This is a genomic window from Levilactobacillus enshiensis (assembly GCF_007115095.1).
GTDB classification, from domain to species: Bacteria; Bacillota; Bacilli; order Lactobacillales; family Lactobacillaceae; genus Levilactobacillus; species Levilactobacillus enshiensis.
In genome coordinates, this window is the sequence record NZ_SULH01000004.1 from 22,328 (window position 1) to 39,592 (window position 17,265).

A 17,265-nucleotide genomic window follows, 5' to 3' on the forward strand; every position below is an offset into this window, starting at 1 on the left:
GTAGCGATAAAATAAGGAGAGGAGCAACGGGATGCAACCAACTTTTAAAGCGGGTTATATTGACATCAAGGATGCCACGCAAAACAATCTAAAACACGTGAACTTACGGGTGCCCAAGTACCAGACGACGGTGTTTGTCGGCCTGTCGGGGTCGGGAAAGTCATCGTTAGTATTCGATACGATTGCGGCGGCGTCGCGGCGAGAATTGAACGAGACGTTCCCCAGTTTTACCCAACAATATTTACCAAAATTCGGGCAACCCCACGTCCAGGACATCGAACACTTGCCGGTCGCTATCGTGATTGAACAGCAGCGATTGGGTAAGAACGCGCGGTCGACGCTGGCAACGTACACTGGGATCTATTCGTTGTTGCGCCTGTTGTTTTCACGAATTGGCAAGCCATTTATTGGGTACTCCGACAGCTTTTCGTTTAACTTGCCACAGGGGATGTGTCCGGCCTGTCAGGGATTAGGGTACGTGGATGATATCGACGAGAGTAAATTGATCGACCCTGAGAAGTCGCTGAATCAAGGTGCGATTACCTTTGTTAGCTTCGGGCCGAATACCTGGCGTTGGCGGCGGTACGCGACGAGTGGGCTGTTCGATAACGACAAACCCATTAAGGCTTACACGGCGGAGGAGTACGACCTCTTGATGCACGCACCACAACAGAACTTGAAGCATCCGGGCAAAGGGTTCCCCCGCACGGCACTGTATGAGGGGGTTGTTCCGCGGATTCGGCGGTCGGTGATCGGGAAAAAGGAAGCGGAACACCACCGCGAGGCCATCGCTGAGATTGTGACCCGCAAACCGTGCCCCGTTTGTCATGGCACGCGGCTGAAGCCAGAAGTGCTGACCAATCACATCAATGGGCACAACATTGCCGAAGTCAGCGCGATGGACCTACGCCACGTCTTGGCGTTTTTACAGGCTATCACTGAACCGCTCGCGACCGATGTGGTTCGCGAGCTCAGCACCAAGATTCAGTCGCTGGTCGACATCGGCCTGGGATATCTGACGCTTGACCGGGGAACCAGTTCACTGTCTGGTGGGGAGGCCCAGCGAATCAAGATTGCCAAATACCTGACGAGTGCGTTGGTCGACATGGTCTACATTTTAGATGAACCCAGTGTGGGCTTGCATCCGCACGACATTCAGTTGATCAAGCAGGCATTGACCAAGCTAAAAGAGAAGGGCAATACCATTTTAGTGGTGGAGCATAACCCCGCGATGATCACCTTTGCCGACTACGTGGTCGAAATGGGCCCGCAGGCTGGACAGGGTGGCGGTACCGTCACGTTTACGGGAACGGTGCCGGAGCTATTGGCGTCAGAGACACTGACGGGGACCTGGCTACGCAAGGCACATCATTGGGGCGCCGAGCGTCAGCCGACTGGTAAATTGGCGCTACGCCACGTGAACCAGAACAATTTACAAGATGTTAGCGTCGATGTGCCCTTGGGTGTGATGACCGTAATCTCAGGGGTCGCCGGGTCGGGGAAGTCCTCGCTGGTGACGGCGTTGAAGGCACAGCTCCACGAAGACTATATCGACTTGGCCCAGACGCCAGTGGGCATCAATATTCGCTCGACGCCGGCCACCTACTTGGGGATCTTGGACGATATTCGAAAATTATTTAGCCAGGCGAACGGCCGCGTGGGGACCAGTTGGTTCAGTTACAACGGCAAAGGTGCCTGTCCGCGGTGCAAGGGGAAGGGCGTCACGATTACCAACATGGCGTTCATGGACCCCGTTGTTCAGACCTGTGAGCTGTGTCAGGGCAAACGGTACAGTGAGGAGGCCCTCCAGTACAGTTATCAGGGCAAGAACATTGCGGCGGTCCTCCAACTGTCGGTCAAGGCCGCTGCAGACTTTTTCCAAGCCACGCCCAAGCTAGCCGCCAAGTTGGCCAATCTGGACCGCGTGGGGCTGGGCTATTTGACGTTGGCACAACCGTTGACGACGCTGTCGGGTGGCGAACTCCAGCGACTGAAACTGGCGGTGGAATTGGGCAAGCAGGGAACGATCTACCTGCTAGACGAACCAACGGCAGGGCTGCATTTAAAGGATACGGCACGCTTAATGACCCTCTTCAATTCGTTGGTCGCGGCGGGAAATTCGCTGATCATCATTGAGCACAACTTGGCCGTCATCAGTCAGGCGGACTGGTTGATCGACGTGGGCCCAGACGCGGGTCGTTACGGCGGCCGGATTCAGTACAGCGGCACGCCACGCGAAGCCATTACCGCTGCCGATTCACGAACCGGGGTGGCGTTGAAGCAGTGGATCAATGAAAATTAAGTGGTCGTGAAAAATCACCAGTGAAGTCGGTAGGTCGACGGGGCTGGTGATTTTTCTCTAAATGGCTAAAAATTGAAAACAGCTATTAGCGCTTGAAAGATTGCGCCTTCGCAGATATAACCGTTGTTAAGAAATAAATGCAGTTGCAAAACACACGTTCGCTTTGAGGCCGAATTATGGTACACTAAAACCACTGAATTTTTCCAGAAAGGAAGTTACCCATGCCGATCACAATTCTGACCCCCGCCGAGAATCGGTTTCTCCAGCTCAGTCAACGGGCGCTCAAACTACCTGATTTGACGCGGTTGATGCCGCTATTACGCGATCACCCGACCATCAAGGATACCAGTGACTTTTTGCCGCGCTCAGCGAGACAGGCGCTGTTGGACCAGCGGGTGGACTGGCTGGTCCAGGGAAGTGAGGCGTGGAAACTGTTGGCGGATTCGCCATACGTGATCAATCCCAGCAATCAGCGGACAGATTGGCGGCACTGCGCGTTGTGCCACAAACCGGTACGCTATGAGTACCACGTGGTGTTGCGCCAGGATGGCCACAAAATCGTGGTCGGCTCGGAGTGCGTCAAGAAGTTCATGAGCGATGAAATGCAGTACCTGATGACGATTACCACGGAGGATAATATCCACGCGGTAGCCCAGTACGATGACCTGACGGCGCAGTACCCCCAGGTTCCAGAAATCATGTGGGACCCAGAGGCGTTGCCCAACCTGCCTAAGCAACAGCAACCGCGCCACCGGTGGGTCCAAAAGGGAACCCGTAGCACCGTGACTGGCTATTTGAAGCACAGCGCAGCAGTAGTTCCCGATAAACAACTCTCGCCCTATTTGAACGAGTACACGGATTTACAGACGGCTGACCGTCAAGCAACGGCGGCATTAGCGGAACAGCAACAACAGCGTCAACGACAGGCCCAACAGGTAGCTGAACACGATGAACAAGCGGCTTGGGCGGCAGCGGATGCGGCCCAAACGGCGGCTGAAAAGCAGTTGCGGGCATCCGCCGACTACCAAACCTATTTGACGGCGGTAGCAACACTGATCGTCCAGCATCTGCCGTTGGCGGCGTTTAAGTCTGAATTGGCAAAGCTGACCATGCCACGGCGCCTGCAAAAACTAGTCAATTCGTATCAGCTCGGCGTGATGGCCACGGAATTTGCGCAACGTGGTGAGATCAAGGCCGCTCGGTTACAAATCGTGCCCCGTTATCTGGTGGCGGATTTGAACCGGCTGAGCCGCCATCTTGCGGCCCAGCGACAACGTGACTGGTATGACGATGTGTTTAACGTGGCGATTGGGTTTGACCTGACACCGGCACAACGTAAGCAGGGGCTAGTTCCCCTCCAGAAGAGCTGGGAAGGCCGCCAGATTTCGGTGAGCGTGTATGCAGACTTATTGACGGTCAAGGAACGTTTGACTCAGGGACAGACGTTACCACAGTGGCCAGCTGCATTGACACAGGCCTTCCAACGCCGCCTCAATCAGCAACCGGCGTCTGGTTTGGTGCCGGCACGGAAGAACCACGTGACGCCGCAGCAGTTGCGTCAATTGGTCACGCCGAAAATGGACTTCGAACAGGTCACGGCGCAGTTCCACCGGTTATACGCGCTACCGCCGACTGATGCGGACGTGACGCTGTCAGCGTTGGCCCACTATTATTTGACCGTGCGCGACCAACAGGAACAGCGCACGGCGGCGACCCAGCGACTCGTGGCGCAGTTATTGAAAAAATAAGAAAGTAAAAGAGCGGTTCACAACGACAAGTCTAGGTCGAAGTGAACCGCTCTTTTGTGACAGGTTACTTTAATTTTCCATTCATAAACTGAGCTTCACTGTTGCCAAAACTCCAGTCGGCTTTGGTGTTAGTCGTGATGTTGACCATGATGTCTGTGGCGATTGGGCCAAAGACATCGTCGTAAACGCTAAGGTAAATCAAACAGCCTGTGATTAGAGTCTTACGCCAAGTAGGTTATCTTTAGTCGATAACAAAGAATACTCTTTTGCGAACATTGAGATACGTAGGTGTATCAAGTTTCGCAATATATTTGATATTCCGACTTCTAAAGTCTAGTGCTTGAAATTGCAGTGGATTAATGTAACCGTCAACGTTTGAAATTTCATCAGGAATGCGAATCATAAAACCAGCTGATTGAAGTGCATTATTCGCGGCATGCGTGATTGGACAAACGACGACCAGGTTTGTTAATTGACTGTAGCCTTGATGACTCAAGACCAGTGCTGGACGTCTCTTTTTAATTTCGTGGCCAAGCGATGGATTAAAATCAAGCCAAACGATATCTTGGACATCTGGTAGGTAGTCACTCATCGTCAATGACCTCAGAGCCAACGGCATGATCACCGAATGCTTCCTTTTGTGAGAAATCATGAGTGGACACATATTGGGGATCTAAAAATGGATTGGGTGTTTTGGGGGTGTAGATGATTTGACCATCAGCTCCCTGATAAACATCGTACTCAGGTGCTGTTTTTATGTTGCTTGGGACAGTCAAGACCTTTGAACCGCCGACTTTACGTGTTTTTACTGACATATTAAAGTCCTCCTCTTAATATATATGAGTATATATTATGGCACGCTTTTTTTGAAATGTTTTGCTTCTAAAAGTAAAACTAGTTACAGGTGTTTTTTAATTGCAAATAAAAATGGCTAGTTCGATTTTTTGTCGGACTAGTCATTTTCGGGTTTATTGTAATTTGCCATTCATAAACTGGGCTTCACCGTTGCCAAAACTCCAGTCGGCTTTGGTGTTAGTCGTGATGTTGACCATGACATCTGCCGGCGAAATGTTCGCATGAGCTTGTAACTCCTTGACCAGTCGGGCGTAGAAACGTTCCTTATCGGCTTCCTCGCGGGGACTGGAGGTCAGGCTGAAGACCATGACATCCTTGGTTCGGTCGAGACCTAGTCCGACGTCGAGAATGATCATTTCTTCAGGATCGTGTTGTGTCACGATTTGGTAACGGTCGCGGGGAAGTAAATGGAGTTCCTCGGTCGCCACTTGGTAAGCAATGTCCAAGATATTCTTGATTTCGGCTTTGCTGCGGCCTTTGTACATATCTACGCGCATTAATGGCATATTTTTTCCTCCCATGGTAAAGGGCAAACTGTTGTGATTCGCAACTGAGACGACAATTAGTTGATCGCTTTGATTTTACCAACCGCGATAGGTAAAGTCACGTGAGTCGAATAGTGACCCACTGCTCCGGCAACGGTATCCGGTAATGTGATGTCGTCCGTGACGCCGTGGATGTAGATGACCCGCTTGTCTAAAGCTAGGTCGCTATCGTTAAAGGTTTGTTTGAATTGGGCATCGAGTGCGGCTAGGGGAACAACCTTAGTGTAGGCGAAGTAGCCGTTTGCGTCGGCCACGGGATAGCTGTCGTTAGGGATGTTCATCTCGTGGGGCGCAGCGTCGAAGGGCACCATGGTCGTTCCGGAAACGGCGCCAGTCTCAGGGAGGTCAACGAAGCCGTCGCCATTGACATCTTGAGCGCTAGTGGCGATGGCGGCATCTTGGCCGTCAGGGAAACCGTGGAAGTGTTCCCAGTGTTGGGCGTTGGCTGGTGTGTCAAACATCTCGATGTTAATGGTGAGTTGATCACCGTTGATGACAAAGAACGCGGTGCCATGGGCAGCAGTGCCAATTTTTTCAGCGTTGAGTGGCACGATGGTTGCTTGATAAATTTTCATATGGATTTCCTCCTTAAATAGATGAACATAGTTTAAACCGTATTTACAAATAAAAAATTGATAATTATCAAGAAAAAGATAAAAAGCAGAAATAAGTGGTTAAAAACTAGGAGTAAAAAAGCAATTAAAATCGGACTACTCAATCGTTATTTTGACGAGTGTGAGATTCTCTAAAATAAGGATGTGTGGCGAACGAGTGTTAGGAAAGCTGATTGGTAAGGGAATGCGACAAACCCAATAACCGTATGGTGTTTGAACGATTTTTATCATCCAGATCAGTTATCAATTGATAGCAAAATTTCCACATAATTTCGTTATATTCTGTTATTTTAGTTCATAGGGGATTCTATAGAAGCAACATAGAGTGAATGATAAAACGACCCATTAGGGACCATAAATACTGTCATGACGGCACTTACGGTAAGAATGGTCCGACCAATCGTTTTTATGACGAACTTTAACGTGCTAATCGTTGAATTATCAGTTATTATACAAAAACAATCCGCCAAGAATGCTGTCATGACGGCGTTTGTACGGCCTTAAGATTCCTTTAAAAAAACTTTTATTTTTTCGTTGAAAAGGCTTTACAGATTAACTATTTGGCCATATAATGATGTTGTTACATAGTTAAGTAAGTGTAACGGACATTGAGGGTCTAAACACTTACCACTGAGATTTGAAATTAATTCCACCACTACTATGGGAGTGACAATTAGTTAAGAACCACAGTAAAGACTATCGTTGAAAAGCTTAGCTGTTACAGAAATCATACAAGAGGGGTGCATGAATCATGAATAAAACAGTAAGTAGTTTATTATTAGCCGGGGCATTGTTATTAGGTTCCGTTGCGCCAGTAGTTGCCAATGCGGATGGGCAACACGGAACAACTTCTAACTCCATTACATTTAACAAGCCAGATGCAACCACTGATCCAGCCGACCCAGACAATCCAGGGACTAAGGTTCCAGGTGGTGACCATGGTGGTGTTACTGATCCAAGTGGTGACTTAACCTTCCTATACGTTTCACCTAAGATGCAATTCGGTAACGTTAAGGGTGAAGCTATTCCGACAACGGCCAATGCCAAGACTTACAACCCAACGGTTACCAACGCCGCTTCCGTACAAGTAGAAAAAGATGGCGCTAAGACTGACAACACGAACCTGGTTACCGAAGTTCAAGATACGCGTGGTTCTAACGCTGGTTGGACTGTCAGTGTCAGTGCCGACCAGATGGTTAATAAAGATGGTGTTGTTCTGAAAGGGGCAACGTTAGGCTTGAAAGCCAGCAATGCTAAGATTACCAACTCTTCTGAGGCTGGTAGCGGTGTTACGGGATCCGATGTCAGCACTAAAACGGATGGTATTGCCGCAACCGACACAACCGCTGCAACCGATGGGACAACCAATGTGATTTACTCCGCTGCCAAGGATAGTGGGATGTTAACCACTGCTTTCCAACTTGACCCATCAAACATTACATTAGGGTCAATTCCAGCCAACGTTAAGGCCGGAACCTACACGGGCAACCTGAACTGGACTTTAACCGACACACCAGGTGCTTAATATTTAAAGACGGCAAAGGTGTTCATATCTAAAAAATGAGCACCTTTTTCGATTACATAGTAGTACCATTAAGGTATTACAAGTTTTATAAATAACTTAACTAGGGTAAGTAGGGGTGTAGGATGCGCGGATTTAAGAAGATTCAGCTCATATTTTTGTTAGTTGTTGGTGCCATTATCGGGGGTGGCGTGCCATTAGTCGCGAATGCTGCTTCAGCCGGTGACATTGGGTTCAACGTTTCAGCACAGATTCCTAAGAACCAGATTAATAAGAAGAATTCGTTCTTTGATTTGCGGATGAAGTCGGGACAGACGGAAACGTTGCGCGTCAAAGTGTTTAATATTTCTAATCAGGATGTCACAGTCAAGTCAGCCATTCATACCGCTTGGACCAGTACGAATGGTGCCATTGAGTACGTGAAGCCGGAAAAAGAGTTTGACTCGACCCTGCGTTACAAGATGAGTGACATTAGTAAGATTCAAGGGAAACAGACGATTACGATTCCTGCTAATGGGTCCAAAATCGTGACGGCAACGGTTAAGATTCCGAAGACCAACTTTAATGGGGTCATCTTAGGCGGCTGGTATTTCGAACGGAAGGATTCTAAGGTCACCGGGACGGTCAAAGGTTCCAGCAACATGACCAATAAGTATTCTTACGTTATCGGGATGAAGTACACCATGGGACAAGTTCCCAACCCATCAATGAGTTTAGGTAAGGTCGCCGCAGGATTGGGCAACTATCACCGAGGGGTTATTGCCGACTTACGGAATACGACGGCGGTCATCATTCCCAAGCTCAAGATGGATACCACGGTGACTAATCGTGACGGCGGTAGCGTTGTGAAGCACGTTAAGAAAGAAAACGTGCAGATGGCGCCTAACACGACGTTTAAGTACGCCATGTTGTATGGAGACACGCCAATGAAAGCGGGGCATTACCACTTACACATGGTCGTTCAAAATACGGATCATAAGTGGGTGTTTGACCGTAACTTTACGGTTACCGCAGCGCAAGCCAACCGCGTCAACAAGGATGCCGTTGAAAATTCCGGTATTAGCATTTGGTTATTAGTCGCTTTAGGTGCGTTAGGTATGTTGTTATTGGTTCTTTTGATTTTACTGATTATCTACTTAATCCGGCGTCGACGTCGTGATGAAGATGATGACGAGGATGAAGACGAAGAAAAATAACGAATTAAGTCGTTATGGAGAGGGGGGCGTTGCTCATGAAAGGAAAACTCAAGCAATTGGTATTAGTGTTCGCACTGATCTTGGGAGTCGTCATGGGAACGTCAACACTCGCTAATGCTCAGACGGCTGGCAATAAGTCGACCAGTGTGGGCATTACGTTCATTGGAAATGGGTCTCAGGTTAGCACGGGCAGTAACCCTGACACAGTCGATCCAGCAACACCGACCGTTAAGGATGGCAGTGACGGAGACGCCATTAACGATGCCATTCCGGATGGGACAAAGGTCACGAAGACGGCAACGCCTAAAAATGGCGGGTCCGCTGATACAGCAGCTCCCGTTAGCACGGTGGCAACAGCTCCCCAAAAGGGTGGTTCTGGTGCTTCGGCAGTGAAGTCAGCCGTAGCTGCATTGGCCGCTGGCCGGTTACCCCAAACGGGTGAAGTGCAAAGTATTTTAGCAGATTTAGTAGGGATTCTACTGTTGATGGTTTTGATTCTAGGATTGATTGTTTATCACCAAGCACGCCTGCTAAGGGAGAGGGAGTGAGTCAAGATGAAGTTCCGTAAATTCATAATGCAACTTGGCTTACTCCTCGCCGTGATGTTGGGCGTTGGGTTGGTTGGTGAAGGTACGGCGAATGCGGCGACACTTCCGGCCGGCGCTAAGGCAGTTAATACAGCTAGTGCTTATTACACCGCTGGAGCGAATGGTAGCGCTATGTACATGGGGAGTGTTCAGCCTAATTGGTCGGTTACAACGCGGCCAACGCTACAAGCACCAATTGCGGCTAACAATCTTTCTAGTACAGGTCGAATTACTAATAAAACGACTAAAATTTATGTCTTATTGAATGGACGTTTTAGTATGCCTGCCGGTGCAACTAGCAAGATTGCAAGTGTTAAGCCGGTGGCGATGCTGTCAGATACTGACGCGACATCAGTTGCAGGTAATGCTAAACCAATTGCTGAAGGAACTAATTTAGTGGGTTCAACGCCAACTTTTAGTTTTACGGTTCCATCTAGCTACTGTGAGATTGATGTCAATTTATCTCAGCTCTATCACTTGTTGCCACTTTCGATTGGAGTTTCAGTGACCTATACGAATTCAACGAAGACGGATTATTTGGCCTATGCTAGGATTAATGAGGATGCCGCTCTTGAAAAATTATGGGGTGGCAATGATACTTTGCTTGACTCTAAAATGTACATTAATGCCACTATGGCGCAACAGACCGCTGGTAATATTAAGTTTGTTCGGGGAACAGATAAAAAAGTCACGGGGGTTGGTTATCCAGGACTGCAGATTGTTGCAGTGATAACTAAAAATGGTCAATTGAAATACGTTCCTGGTGGTGTAGTTGCTTCAAATGGTACCTTTGAAGTTGATTTTGATGACTATCTTGATAATATAATGGACCGAGATACAAAATATGGATCGTTCGGGGTTGTTGAATATAATGACATGGGTGATCATGTCGGGGCCGCAGGTAACGTTGTTCACGCTTTGGATATTACTCCTGCGGCCAAGAGTTTAAATATTGATCCTGATACTTTAGAGGATCTGGAGAAGGAAAATGATAGTGATATTTTAAAGTGGATTGCAAACAAAGCTGGTGTGGCTGTCTCGTACTTGGGAAATCAATATGATTTGAACGATGTTACATTGAAGTCTGATCAAACGAGTCTGGCAACTAAGCTGTCGAATTTAGCAATGAATGGTAGCCTGACGATTAAGATTGGTGCGACTAATTCTGATGGCTATACAACGGATCACACAGCGGATATTACGCTTACTCGAACGGTTGGCGCCTTAAGCTTCCACTCTATTAGCCCCATCATGGACTTCGGTTCCGTTGCCGTTCCTTCTAAAGAAACGCTATTTGCACCAACGACCAAGCCGGATGTTTCGATTGATGATACCCAAGCCTCTGGAACTTCCTGGTACGTCATGGCGCAGGCCACCGATTTGACATCGGAATCTGGCCGAAAGTTAAACGGCCACATGGTTTATGTCGATGCTAATGGTAACAAGGAACCCATGTCGAGTGCCGTCTTGGTGGCGGCCGGTCAACGTGATCGGAGTATTTCCTACCCCATGAACACAGCGGCTGGGTGGTCAACCACGACGCAAACGCTTGATAATCCAACCAACGGTATGTATCTTGATGCCTTACCAAGTATCTATTCGGGGAGTACGTCGACGCAGTATCAGGGCACCATTTACTGGCTATTGGCAAACGCGCCAGGTTCTGTAGGAACAGATATTAGTTCAGATGTTGATTCAGGCTCTGGTTCTGAAAGTGGCGGTGCTAGCGGTGATGAATCTGAAAGCGGTGGTACTGGAACAGAGACTAGCTCCAGTAGCGTTCCCGTTTACAATGGATTCGGTTAATCGAAAAGTGTAGTTAATATTAAATAGGTTGTCACATTCCCGCTGTAAATTACAGTGAGAATGTGGCAGCCTATTTTTAGGCCATATTGGGCAGCAAACCCCGGCAATTGCGGTATACTAAACTTGATATTTATCAAGAAAGGGGGGCCGCATCATGACCCATTCGCCAATTAAATGTGTGCAGTCTGCCGCGATTTTCCGGGAACTGGACGCCACCGCCATTCAGGAGTTAGCTCGTATTTCCGTGCATCAGCAGCCGGTGAAAAAGGGAACGTTACTCTACGACCCGATGCAGCCATTGGACCGCATGCTGATCATTGATCAGGGATGCGTGAAGGTCTACCAGCTCAACGAAAATGGTAAGGAGAAGGTCTTGTACATGTTGCGAAGTGGAGCAATCGACAGCGAGGCGGCGTTGTTCACTCACCGCAACCACGCCAACTACGCGGAGGCCGTCACGGATGCCCGAGTCTGTTCAATCGGTCGGGATGACTTCCAACGGTTGTTGCATACGTACCCCAAGATTGCCTTTAACCTACTGAACCTGCTGGGGGACCGGTTAACGGCCTTGGAATCTGTGAGTGCCCTGACTGGTAATTTGAAATCAAAGAACCGGGTCCTGGCGTATCTGCAACAGATTGGTCGCGAACGCCATGCTAGTGAGTTTGAATTGCCCGTGAAGAAGAAGGAACTCGCCAGCTTCTTGGGAATTACACCGGAGACATTGAGCCGCCAGTTGGCTCAGCTGGCAGCGGACGGGTTGTTGGCAATCGATGGAAAGATGATTACGCTACTAGAAGTCTAAATGAGTGCACTGCTGGATGGCCGGCAGTGCTTTTTTCGTGGTCAGTTCGTTAGTTTAAGTAGAAAGACCAGCGAAAGAATCTTGTAAATTAAAAAACGATGAGAAAATTATGATATAATACGCTTAATTCAGCCGTTTCAGATAGCGAGGGTTCCCCATGACAGCGACCAATACACCAACGATTCGCCAGCTTCTAGCTGGCCGGATACTCACCAACATTGGCGACAGCCTGATTTACATGTCTGTGCTGTGGTACTTTAATACGCGCTATCAGTCGGCGTTGTTCGTCACGGCGGTCTTTGTTATCACGTCTGGGGTGGACGCCCTCTCATTTTTGCTGGGACCCATTTTAGACCGGGTGCGCGTGAAACGTGTGTTAGTGGGCGCAACCGCCAGTCAGATCATTTTAGCGCTAGTGCTGGTTAGTGGCATGGCGCTAAGACTAAATGGTGGCTTTCTAGGAGTCTTTCTGCTGGTTTTTCTCCTGCTGTCGACCGTTAGCTCCGCGCTGATCTACCCGACAGAGGACAAGCTCCTGCCACTACTTGCCAATGGCGCCGACCTCCTCCACGTCAACGGCCTGTTTCAAATGAGCTATCAGGTGTTGGACCTAATGCTTAACGGTGCCGTGCTGGGTCTCCTATCGTTTCTGTCCGTACAACAGACGCTCCTATTGGCAGTGCCAGTCTTTGGTGTCGCGCTATTAGTCTTTAAGCTGTTACGGCTCAGACCGGCCGGTTCGCCAACAACGGTCGAAGAACCCTATGGCCGGTCGCTAAGAGTTGGCTGGCAAACGCTCGCGCGGCACCCCTTCATGTTAAAGGTCTTGATTCCATTTGCGACACTCAACCTGTTCTATGGGGCCGCTGATGCCGCTTTGCCGCGGTTCGCGCGTGTTTACTTGAGCGGTCAGGCGTGGGGCTACGGGGCGCTACTGACCGGCATCTCTGTGGGGGGATTAGTGGGCGCGTTATTGGTGCAAAAATTGACGCTTACTGGTAACCAGTTGATGACCTTTGCGGGTGGTTGCCTGATTCTAGGCGGTGGTTGTCGGTTACTATTAACCGTCAGTCGGCAGGGCGTTGTGGCGGTCTTCCTGATTTCGATGAGTGCGCTGTTCGTCAGCATGATGAATATCAATTTCATTGCCTACGTTCAGTCGGCCTTTCCCGCCGCGGTCTTGGGGCGCATCTCGACCATCAATGAGAGTTTGATTTCCGCCATGATTCCGATCGGTTCAGTGCTCGGTGGGGTGATGGTCACCCACTGGGCGGTCATTTGGCCGCAACTGATTTATGGGGGTGCCACGGTTCTGAACGGGCTGTACTTTTTAGCCGTTATCCGTCGCACCACCTTCGTGTAAAGAGGAGCTGACCGGGATGACGGTCTTTCTACACAACAGACGCTATCGCATACTGACGCTGGCCTCGTTTATCAGTATGCTGGGGTCGACGCTATTCAATATTGTTTTCGTGATTTATGCCCGGGGGATGTCTAACGCCAAGTTGGCCGTTAGTATTGCTTCCATCGTGGCAACACTGCCCTTCTTGTTAGATATCATTGCGGGGTACTTGGCGGACGAGACGAACCATCATTTTCACAGTATGATGGTCGTTAAATGCGGTCAAGCGGCGTTATTTTTAGGCCTCAGTGGGTTGATTGCCTTTCATCCCAGCTGGTGGGTGTTTACCTTCCTGCTACTCATCAACATCGTTAGCGACTTTGCTGGGAGTTACAGTTCGTTTGTGTCTCTTGCCGTGATCAAAGACGTGGTGACGGCGGACGATTTGGCCGAAGCGCGGGGCTTTGAAAGTGGGGTGGGGTCCACGATTAGTCTAGTCGGTGGGCTAGCCGGGGCTGGGTTGATTGCGGCCTTGCACTACAACTACGTGCTGTTTGGCCTGCTCAACGCGGCCTCATTTATCGTAGCCTTCCTGATTTTGTGGGGTGCGCGGCAGCATTTTCGCCAGATAAAGAGTAGCCAATTTCAGCAGCACGTGGCCTTTTTGGGGGTTCGCGGTGAGATTCGTCACTTCTTTACGACCAGTATGAAAAATTTAAAACTGCTAAAGACGTTTTCGACCGTTACCGGGTTCATGGTGGCCTTCTCCATTGTCAACTTCATTGGTTCCGGCCAGAGTACGCTGCTGAACCTGTCCTATATTCAAGAAAAAAAGCTGCTGTTTGGCAACTTCGGGTACACCGTGGCGCTGATCGATTTGGTGGAATCGGTAGGGATGATCCTGGGGTCATTCACGCCGATGAAACGCGTGGCCTGGCTGTCGATTCCGGCAAACCTATCGCTGGTGATCGGCGTGAGTGGCGTCATCAGCGCCAATCTGTTGTGGTTACAGAGCCGCGAAATCTTAGTGGCTTGCATTTTGGTAAATGGGGTGTTGATCGGTCTGCTCAATCCACGGATTCAGGCCGAAATGATAACGGAACTACCGGAGGAGTCAATTGGGTCGATTCTAAGCGTGTTCTACACGGTGATTCAATTGACTGTTCCGGGCGGCGCGATTGTTTTTGCTTTTCTCGCGAACGGCTGGACGATAGCAATTGCGTGGCTTGGTCTGGTGGTTGCTATCGGGGGTGGTTTGCTGTACGCCGAAATTTTGCGACGCCGACTGGGTTAGTTAGCCCACAATCAAAACAAAGTGGTGAGGCAGCCCTTTCGCTGCGGGGTAGGTATACTGAGACTACTTTTAGGCGAGAAGGGGGCTAACGCGATGGGGCGTAAGCAATCTTTGCTACAAACGTTAGTGACGATCACACCGAGCTTCACGCGGTGGACGAACTACGAAATCACTTACATTGTGGGGTTACCGGCGTACCTTAGTTTGATCATTCTGAACTGCCGGTTCATTGTTGGCCGGTTTCTGTTCAATTGGGACGCCACATCGTGGTATTTTACGGTGAGTTTCTTCCTGTTTTTACCGTTAGTCCGCATCCTGTTGGCCAAGTGGAATCAAACGCTGGCGTTTCAGTTCGACAAGCCGGCTCAACGGCGGCGGGCGTCTTACTTTAACTTGGTTCCGAGTGCCACATGGGACCCCGGTAGCCGGTTGAGCGTAGGCATCCTCTTAATGGCGGTTGGTATCGTGTTGGCACCGATTCTGCTGGTCGGGTTGGGCGGCGTGTATGGTCTCCTGAAGGTGTTCGCGTGAATTAACGAGGTGGACATTGGGGACTGTGGTCGTAAGCAGGGACTGTTTGGCGGAAATTAACGACTGTCAAGCAATCTTGCTTCGTGGTAATCGGGCATTATGGGCATTAAAAAACCACCGGCCACATCTTCGTTGGTAAGATGTGGCCGGTGGTTTGTGATTCGTGAGTGCAGTATAGCATCAATTAAAGATTGTGGGTAGAAAAAGGGTGACATCACGGGTGAAATAACGGCAATTTTTAAGTGGCCGACTAAAAGTGAGCGTCATTTTTGACATTGTGACCGTTATACGGACGGAATTAATTGGTGTCGTTAGCCACATCGCTAGTCTTGGGTTCGTGCCAAATATTACCCAGCGAAATACCCAGTGAAATCAGCACTAACGGCCAACTCATGGTGAACGTATACAGCCAGAAGTTTCCGGCATCGCTAGGTTTAAAGAAGTCCAGAATGTGCGTCTGGGTCACGGCACTGACAGCGACTAGCAAGCCGAACATCGCCAGTTGGCAGAGCAGCCCACCATACGTGGAGAACCGGTACTTATTGATGATGGCGGTGTCGCTGTCAATTTCTGCGGCGCCATAGAGTGTTTGATTAATGGTCGGGTTGTCGTAGCCCACATACAGCGTGATCAACAGGAGGCCAACCAGGTAGCTGCCGACCCACGGAATCAATAGGAGCACGTGACCGGCCACCAGACTAATTTGACTGAGGCGTAGAGCGCGACCTTCATCGTGTTTGCCCAATGCTTGGAAGACCGGGTAGCCCGTTTCAAAGCCAATCAGGTAAGCGGCAAAGACGGCGTACATGCCACCACTGCCCAGATAGAAATAGGCGAAAAAACTGTTGAACAGGAGGACCAGACTGACCAGAAAGCCCCGGTTCAGGAGGCGGACCTTATAGTTGGGCAGGACGTGGCGGTCGCTATAGAGCTCGATGGCCAGGATGACCAGGGCCACGCCAATAATGGTCAGAACGATGCCGCTGGGGATGTTGACGTTTGCTTTGCGTAACGTGGTCAGCACCGCGATGACCGCAAACCCGATCAGGGATAAGATCCAACGCCAAGTCTGCGTGATGCCGTGCAAGTGGTGCGGTCGATTCTGATAGAAATCATTGGTAAAGTTGTCCAGTAACAGGCCGCCGGGCACCGCAGCGAGGTAGAGCAGGGCTAACAGAACAAAGGTCAGCGTGTAGCTTAGCTTTGCCAGCAGGTCGACACCGATCACCAGCGCCAAGCCGACAAAGATCACCCAATACAAGCGCTTCATCCGAAATTCAGTGGTCGCGCTCAGATGAAGCTTGACCGTCAAAAAGTATGGCCAGATAGTAGCGGCACTGTACCCCCAGAGAAAACTCCCGAGGATGAGCCAGCCGACATCGGTGGTCAACGCAAAGGTCAGACTCCCCAGAGCTCCGAACACCAGACTCAAAAGCAGGTACGTTGTCGATTTCAGATTAAGTCGTTTGGTGTAAAAAATACTGGCGGCACGCGAAATGTAGAAAGCCACCAGGGCAATCAAAAACGTTTCACTGTGGGTGGTCTGATACTTCGTTAGAATCAGCACGTAGGGCAACATGATGCCGATGTTGGCTAAAAAATTCAGGGTACCCACGGAAAAGTCGATGCCGCTTTGTTTCAATCGGTCCACCTAATCATCTCCTCTGTGAATCATTTGTACTAGTATAGCAAAGATTGAGCGGGATGACTGAAAGTTGACTAAGATACGGCCTGAGAAGTGGTCGATGCTCGTTAAGCAGGCCACTTGGAAAATCCGATGGTGGAATTGGAATCAGTAACGGTTGTGTAACGGCTTAACCATGTTTACGCTGGCTGGCCGCTAAAGTAAGGGGGGAAAACTAATCCAATCGGGGAGTGCCATACAGTGGCGTTACTAGAGAAAAAGTCAAAAAAACAGCCGGTGAATGTCCAATCAGGACGCCACCGGCTGTTTTAAGCTTTTTTGGTAATAAAGAAAACATAATTAAATGACGACAGATATAACATGAGTCACAAGTTGTCGTGGAACGCTGGGTTAAGCCGCTAGTCGTAGGTAGTTAGGAACGGAACCCGGTGTCGGTGGTGTTGGCTGACGTTTTGAGTCAGCTTACAGCACGG

At 49.6% G+C, this 17,265-nt stretch carries 15 protein-coding genes; 10 read left to right on the plus strand and 5 right to left on the minus strand.

The window, feature by feature from the left end:
* Positions 1–31: 31 nt before the first annotated feature.
* Together FAY32_RS05105 and FAY32_RS05110 are read left to right on the plus strand one after the other, a co-directional pair.
* Complete coding sequence (locus FAY32_RS05105) at positions 32–2,302, plus strand: ATP-binding cassette domain-containing protein (RefSeq protein WP_143462387.1); 2,271 nt, start codon at positions 32–34, stop codon at positions 2,300–2,302.
* A 221-nt stretch (positions 2,303–2,523) separates the two neighbouring features.
* Positions 2,524–4,050 carry a hypothetical protein gene (locus FAY32_RS05110; protein WP_143462388.1) on the plus strand — a complete coding sequence of 509 codons (1,527 nt, stop codon included), beginning with the start codon at positions 2,524–2,526 and terminating at the stop codon, positions 4,048–4,050.
* Between the two features lie 241 nt (positions 4,051–4,291).
* On the opposite strand, the gene FAY32_RS05120 is transcribed toward FAY32_RS05110, so the two are convergent.
* The 4 genes from FAY32_RS05120 to FAY32_RS05135 form a co-directional block, all read right to left on the minus strand.
* Positions 4,292–4,642: a type II toxin-antitoxin system PemK/MazF family toxin gene (locus tag FAY32_RS05120; protein WP_191988146.1), complete on the minus strand. Its 351-nt coding sequence runs from the start codon at positions 4,640–4,642 to the stop codon at positions 4,292–4,294.
* Positions 4,635–4,865: an antitoxin of toxin-antitoxin stability system gene (locus FAY32_RS05125; protein ID WP_143462389.1), complete on the minus strand. Its 231-nt coding sequence runs from the start codon at positions 4,863–4,865 to the stop codon at positions 4,635–4,637. The genes FAY32_RS05120 and FAY32_RS05125 overlap by 8 nt, the downstream gene beginning before the upstream one ends.
* Before the next feature lie 153 nt (positions 4,866–5,018).
* Positions 5,019–5,411 carry a tautomerase family protein gene (locus FAY32_RS05130; protein WP_143462390.1) on the minus strand — a complete coding sequence of 131 codons (393 nt, stop codon included), beginning with the start codon at positions 5,409–5,411 and terminating at the stop codon, positions 5,019–5,021.
* Positions 5,412–5,467: 56 nt separating this feature from the next.
* Entirely contained in the window at positions 5,468–6,025 is a 558-nt protein-coding gene (locus FAY32_RS05135; RefSeq protein WP_143462391.1) for a hypothetical protein, read from the minus strand.
* 790 nt (positions 6,026–6,815) lie between these two features.
* Between FAY32_RS05135 and FAY32_RS05140 the strand changes: the two genes are divergently transcribed.
* From FAY32_RS05140 to FAY32_RS05175, 8 genes are all read left to right on the plus strand, one after another.
* A complete protein-coding gene (locus tag FAY32_RS05140) occupies positions 6,816–7,589 on the plus strand; it encodes a WxL domain-containing protein (RefSeq protein ID WP_143462392.1) in 774 nt (257 codons plus the stop codon).
* A 122-nt stretch (positions 7,590–7,711) separates the two neighbouring features.
* Positions 7,712–8,782: a DUF916 and DUF3324 domain-containing protein gene (locus FAY32_RS05145; RefSeq protein ID WP_143462393.1), complete on the plus strand. Its 1,071-nt coding sequence runs from the start codon at positions 7,712–7,714 to the stop codon at positions 8,780–8,782.
* 35 nt (positions 8,783–8,817) lie between these two features.
* Positions 8,818–9,330 carry a RodZ family helix-turn-helix domain-containing protein gene (locus tag FAY32_RS05150; RefSeq protein ID WP_143462394.1) on the plus strand — a complete coding sequence of 171 codons (513 nt, stop codon included), beginning with the start codon at positions 8,818–8,820 and terminating at the stop codon, positions 9,328–9,330.
* A gap of 6 nt (positions 9,331–9,336) precedes the next feature.
* Positions 9,337–11,175, plus strand: coding sequence for a hypothetical protein (locus FAY32_RS05155; protein WP_158727545.1), 1,839 nt, complete (start codon positions 9,337–9,339; stop codon positions 11,173–11,175).
* Between the two features lie 154 nt (positions 11,176–11,329).
* Positions 11,330–11,980: a Crp/Fnr family transcriptional regulator gene (locus FAY32_RS05160; RefSeq protein ID WP_143462396.1), complete on the plus strand. Its 651-nt coding sequence runs from the start codon at positions 11,330–11,332 to the stop codon at positions 11,978–11,980.
* A 157-nt stretch (positions 11,981–12,137) separates the two neighbouring features.
* Complete coding sequence (locus FAY32_RS05165) at positions 12,138–13,343, plus strand: MFS transporter (protein ID WP_143462397.1); 1,206 nt, start codon at positions 12,138–12,140, stop codon at positions 13,341–13,343.
* 16 nt (positions 13,344–13,359) lie between these two features.
* Positions 13,360–14,616, plus strand: coding sequence for an MFS transporter (locus FAY32_RS05170; RefSeq protein ID WP_143462398.1), 1,257 nt, complete (start codon positions 13,360–13,362; stop codon positions 14,614–14,616).
* 93 nt (positions 14,617–14,709) lie between these two features.
* Positions 14,710–15,147 (plus strand): hypothetical protein, encoded by a 438-nt coding sequence (locus FAY32_RS05175; RefSeq protein WP_143462399.1) that lies wholly within the window; start codon positions 14,710–14,712, stop codon positions 15,145–15,147.
* Between the two features lie 298 nt (positions 15,148–15,445).
* Here the strand turns inward: FAY32_RS05175 and FAY32_RS05180 are convergent, their stop codons facing one another.
* Entirely contained in the window at positions 15,446–16,798 is a 1,353-nt protein-coding gene (locus FAY32_RS05180; protein WP_143462400.1) for a hypothetical protein, read from the minus strand.
* Between the last annotated feature and the right edge of the window lie 467 nt (positions 16,799–17,265).

Coding starts and splice junctions, on each gene's coding strand:
- FAY32_RS05140 (WP_143462392.1), top strand. CDS start 6,816: ATGAATAAAACAGTAAGTAGTTTATTATTAGCCGGGGCATTGTTATTA.
- FAY32_RS05125 (WP_143462389.1), bottom strand. CDS start 4,865: ATGTCAGTAAAAACACGTAAAGTCGGCGGTTCAAAGGTCTTGACTGTC.
- FAY32_RS05170 (WP_143462398.1), top strand. CDS start 13,360: ATGACGGTCTTTCTACACAACAGACGCTATCGCATACTGACGCTGGCC.
- FAY32_RS05150 (WP_143462394.1), top strand. CDS start 8,818: ATGAAAGGAAAACTCAAGCAATTGGTATTAGTGTTCGCACTGATCTTG.
- FAY32_RS05120 (WP_191988146.1), bottom strand. CDS start 4,642: ATGAGTGACTACCTACCAGATGTCCAAGATATCGTTTGGCTTGATTTT.
- FAY32_RS05175 (WP_143462399.1), top strand. CDS start 14,710: ATGGGGCGTAAGCAATCTTTGCTACAAACGTTAGTGACGATCACACCG.
- FAY32_RS05165 (WP_143462397.1), top strand. CDS start 12,138: ATGACAGCGACCAATACACCAACGATTCGCCAGCTTCTAGCTGGCCGG.
- FAY32_RS05155 (WP_158727545.1), top strand. CDS start 9,337: ATGAAGTTCCGTAAATTCATAATGCAACTTGGCTTACTCCTCGCCGTG.
- FAY32_RS05135 (WP_143462391.1), bottom strand. CDS start 6,025: ATGAAAATTTATCAAGCAACCATCGTGCCACTCAACGCTGAAAAAATT.
- FAY32_RS05110 (WP_143462388.1), top strand. CDS start 2,524: ATGCCGATCACAATTCTGACCCCCGCCGAGAATCGGTTTCTCCAGCTC.
- FAY32_RS05160 (WP_143462396.1), top strand. CDS start 11,330: ATGACCCATTCGCCAATTAAATGTGTGCAGTCTGCCGCGATTTTCCGG.
- FAY32_RS05130 (WP_143462390.1), bottom strand. CDS start 5,411: ATGCCATTAATGCGCGTAGATATGTACAAAGGCCGCAGCAAAGCCGAA.
- FAY32_RS05145 (WP_143462393.1), top strand. CDS start 7,712: ATGCGCGGATTTAAGAAGATTCAGCTCATATTTTTGTTAGTTGTTGGT.
- FAY32_RS05105 (WP_143462387.1), top strand. CDS start 32: ATGCAACCAACTTTTAAAGCGGGTTATATTGACATCAAGGATGCCACG.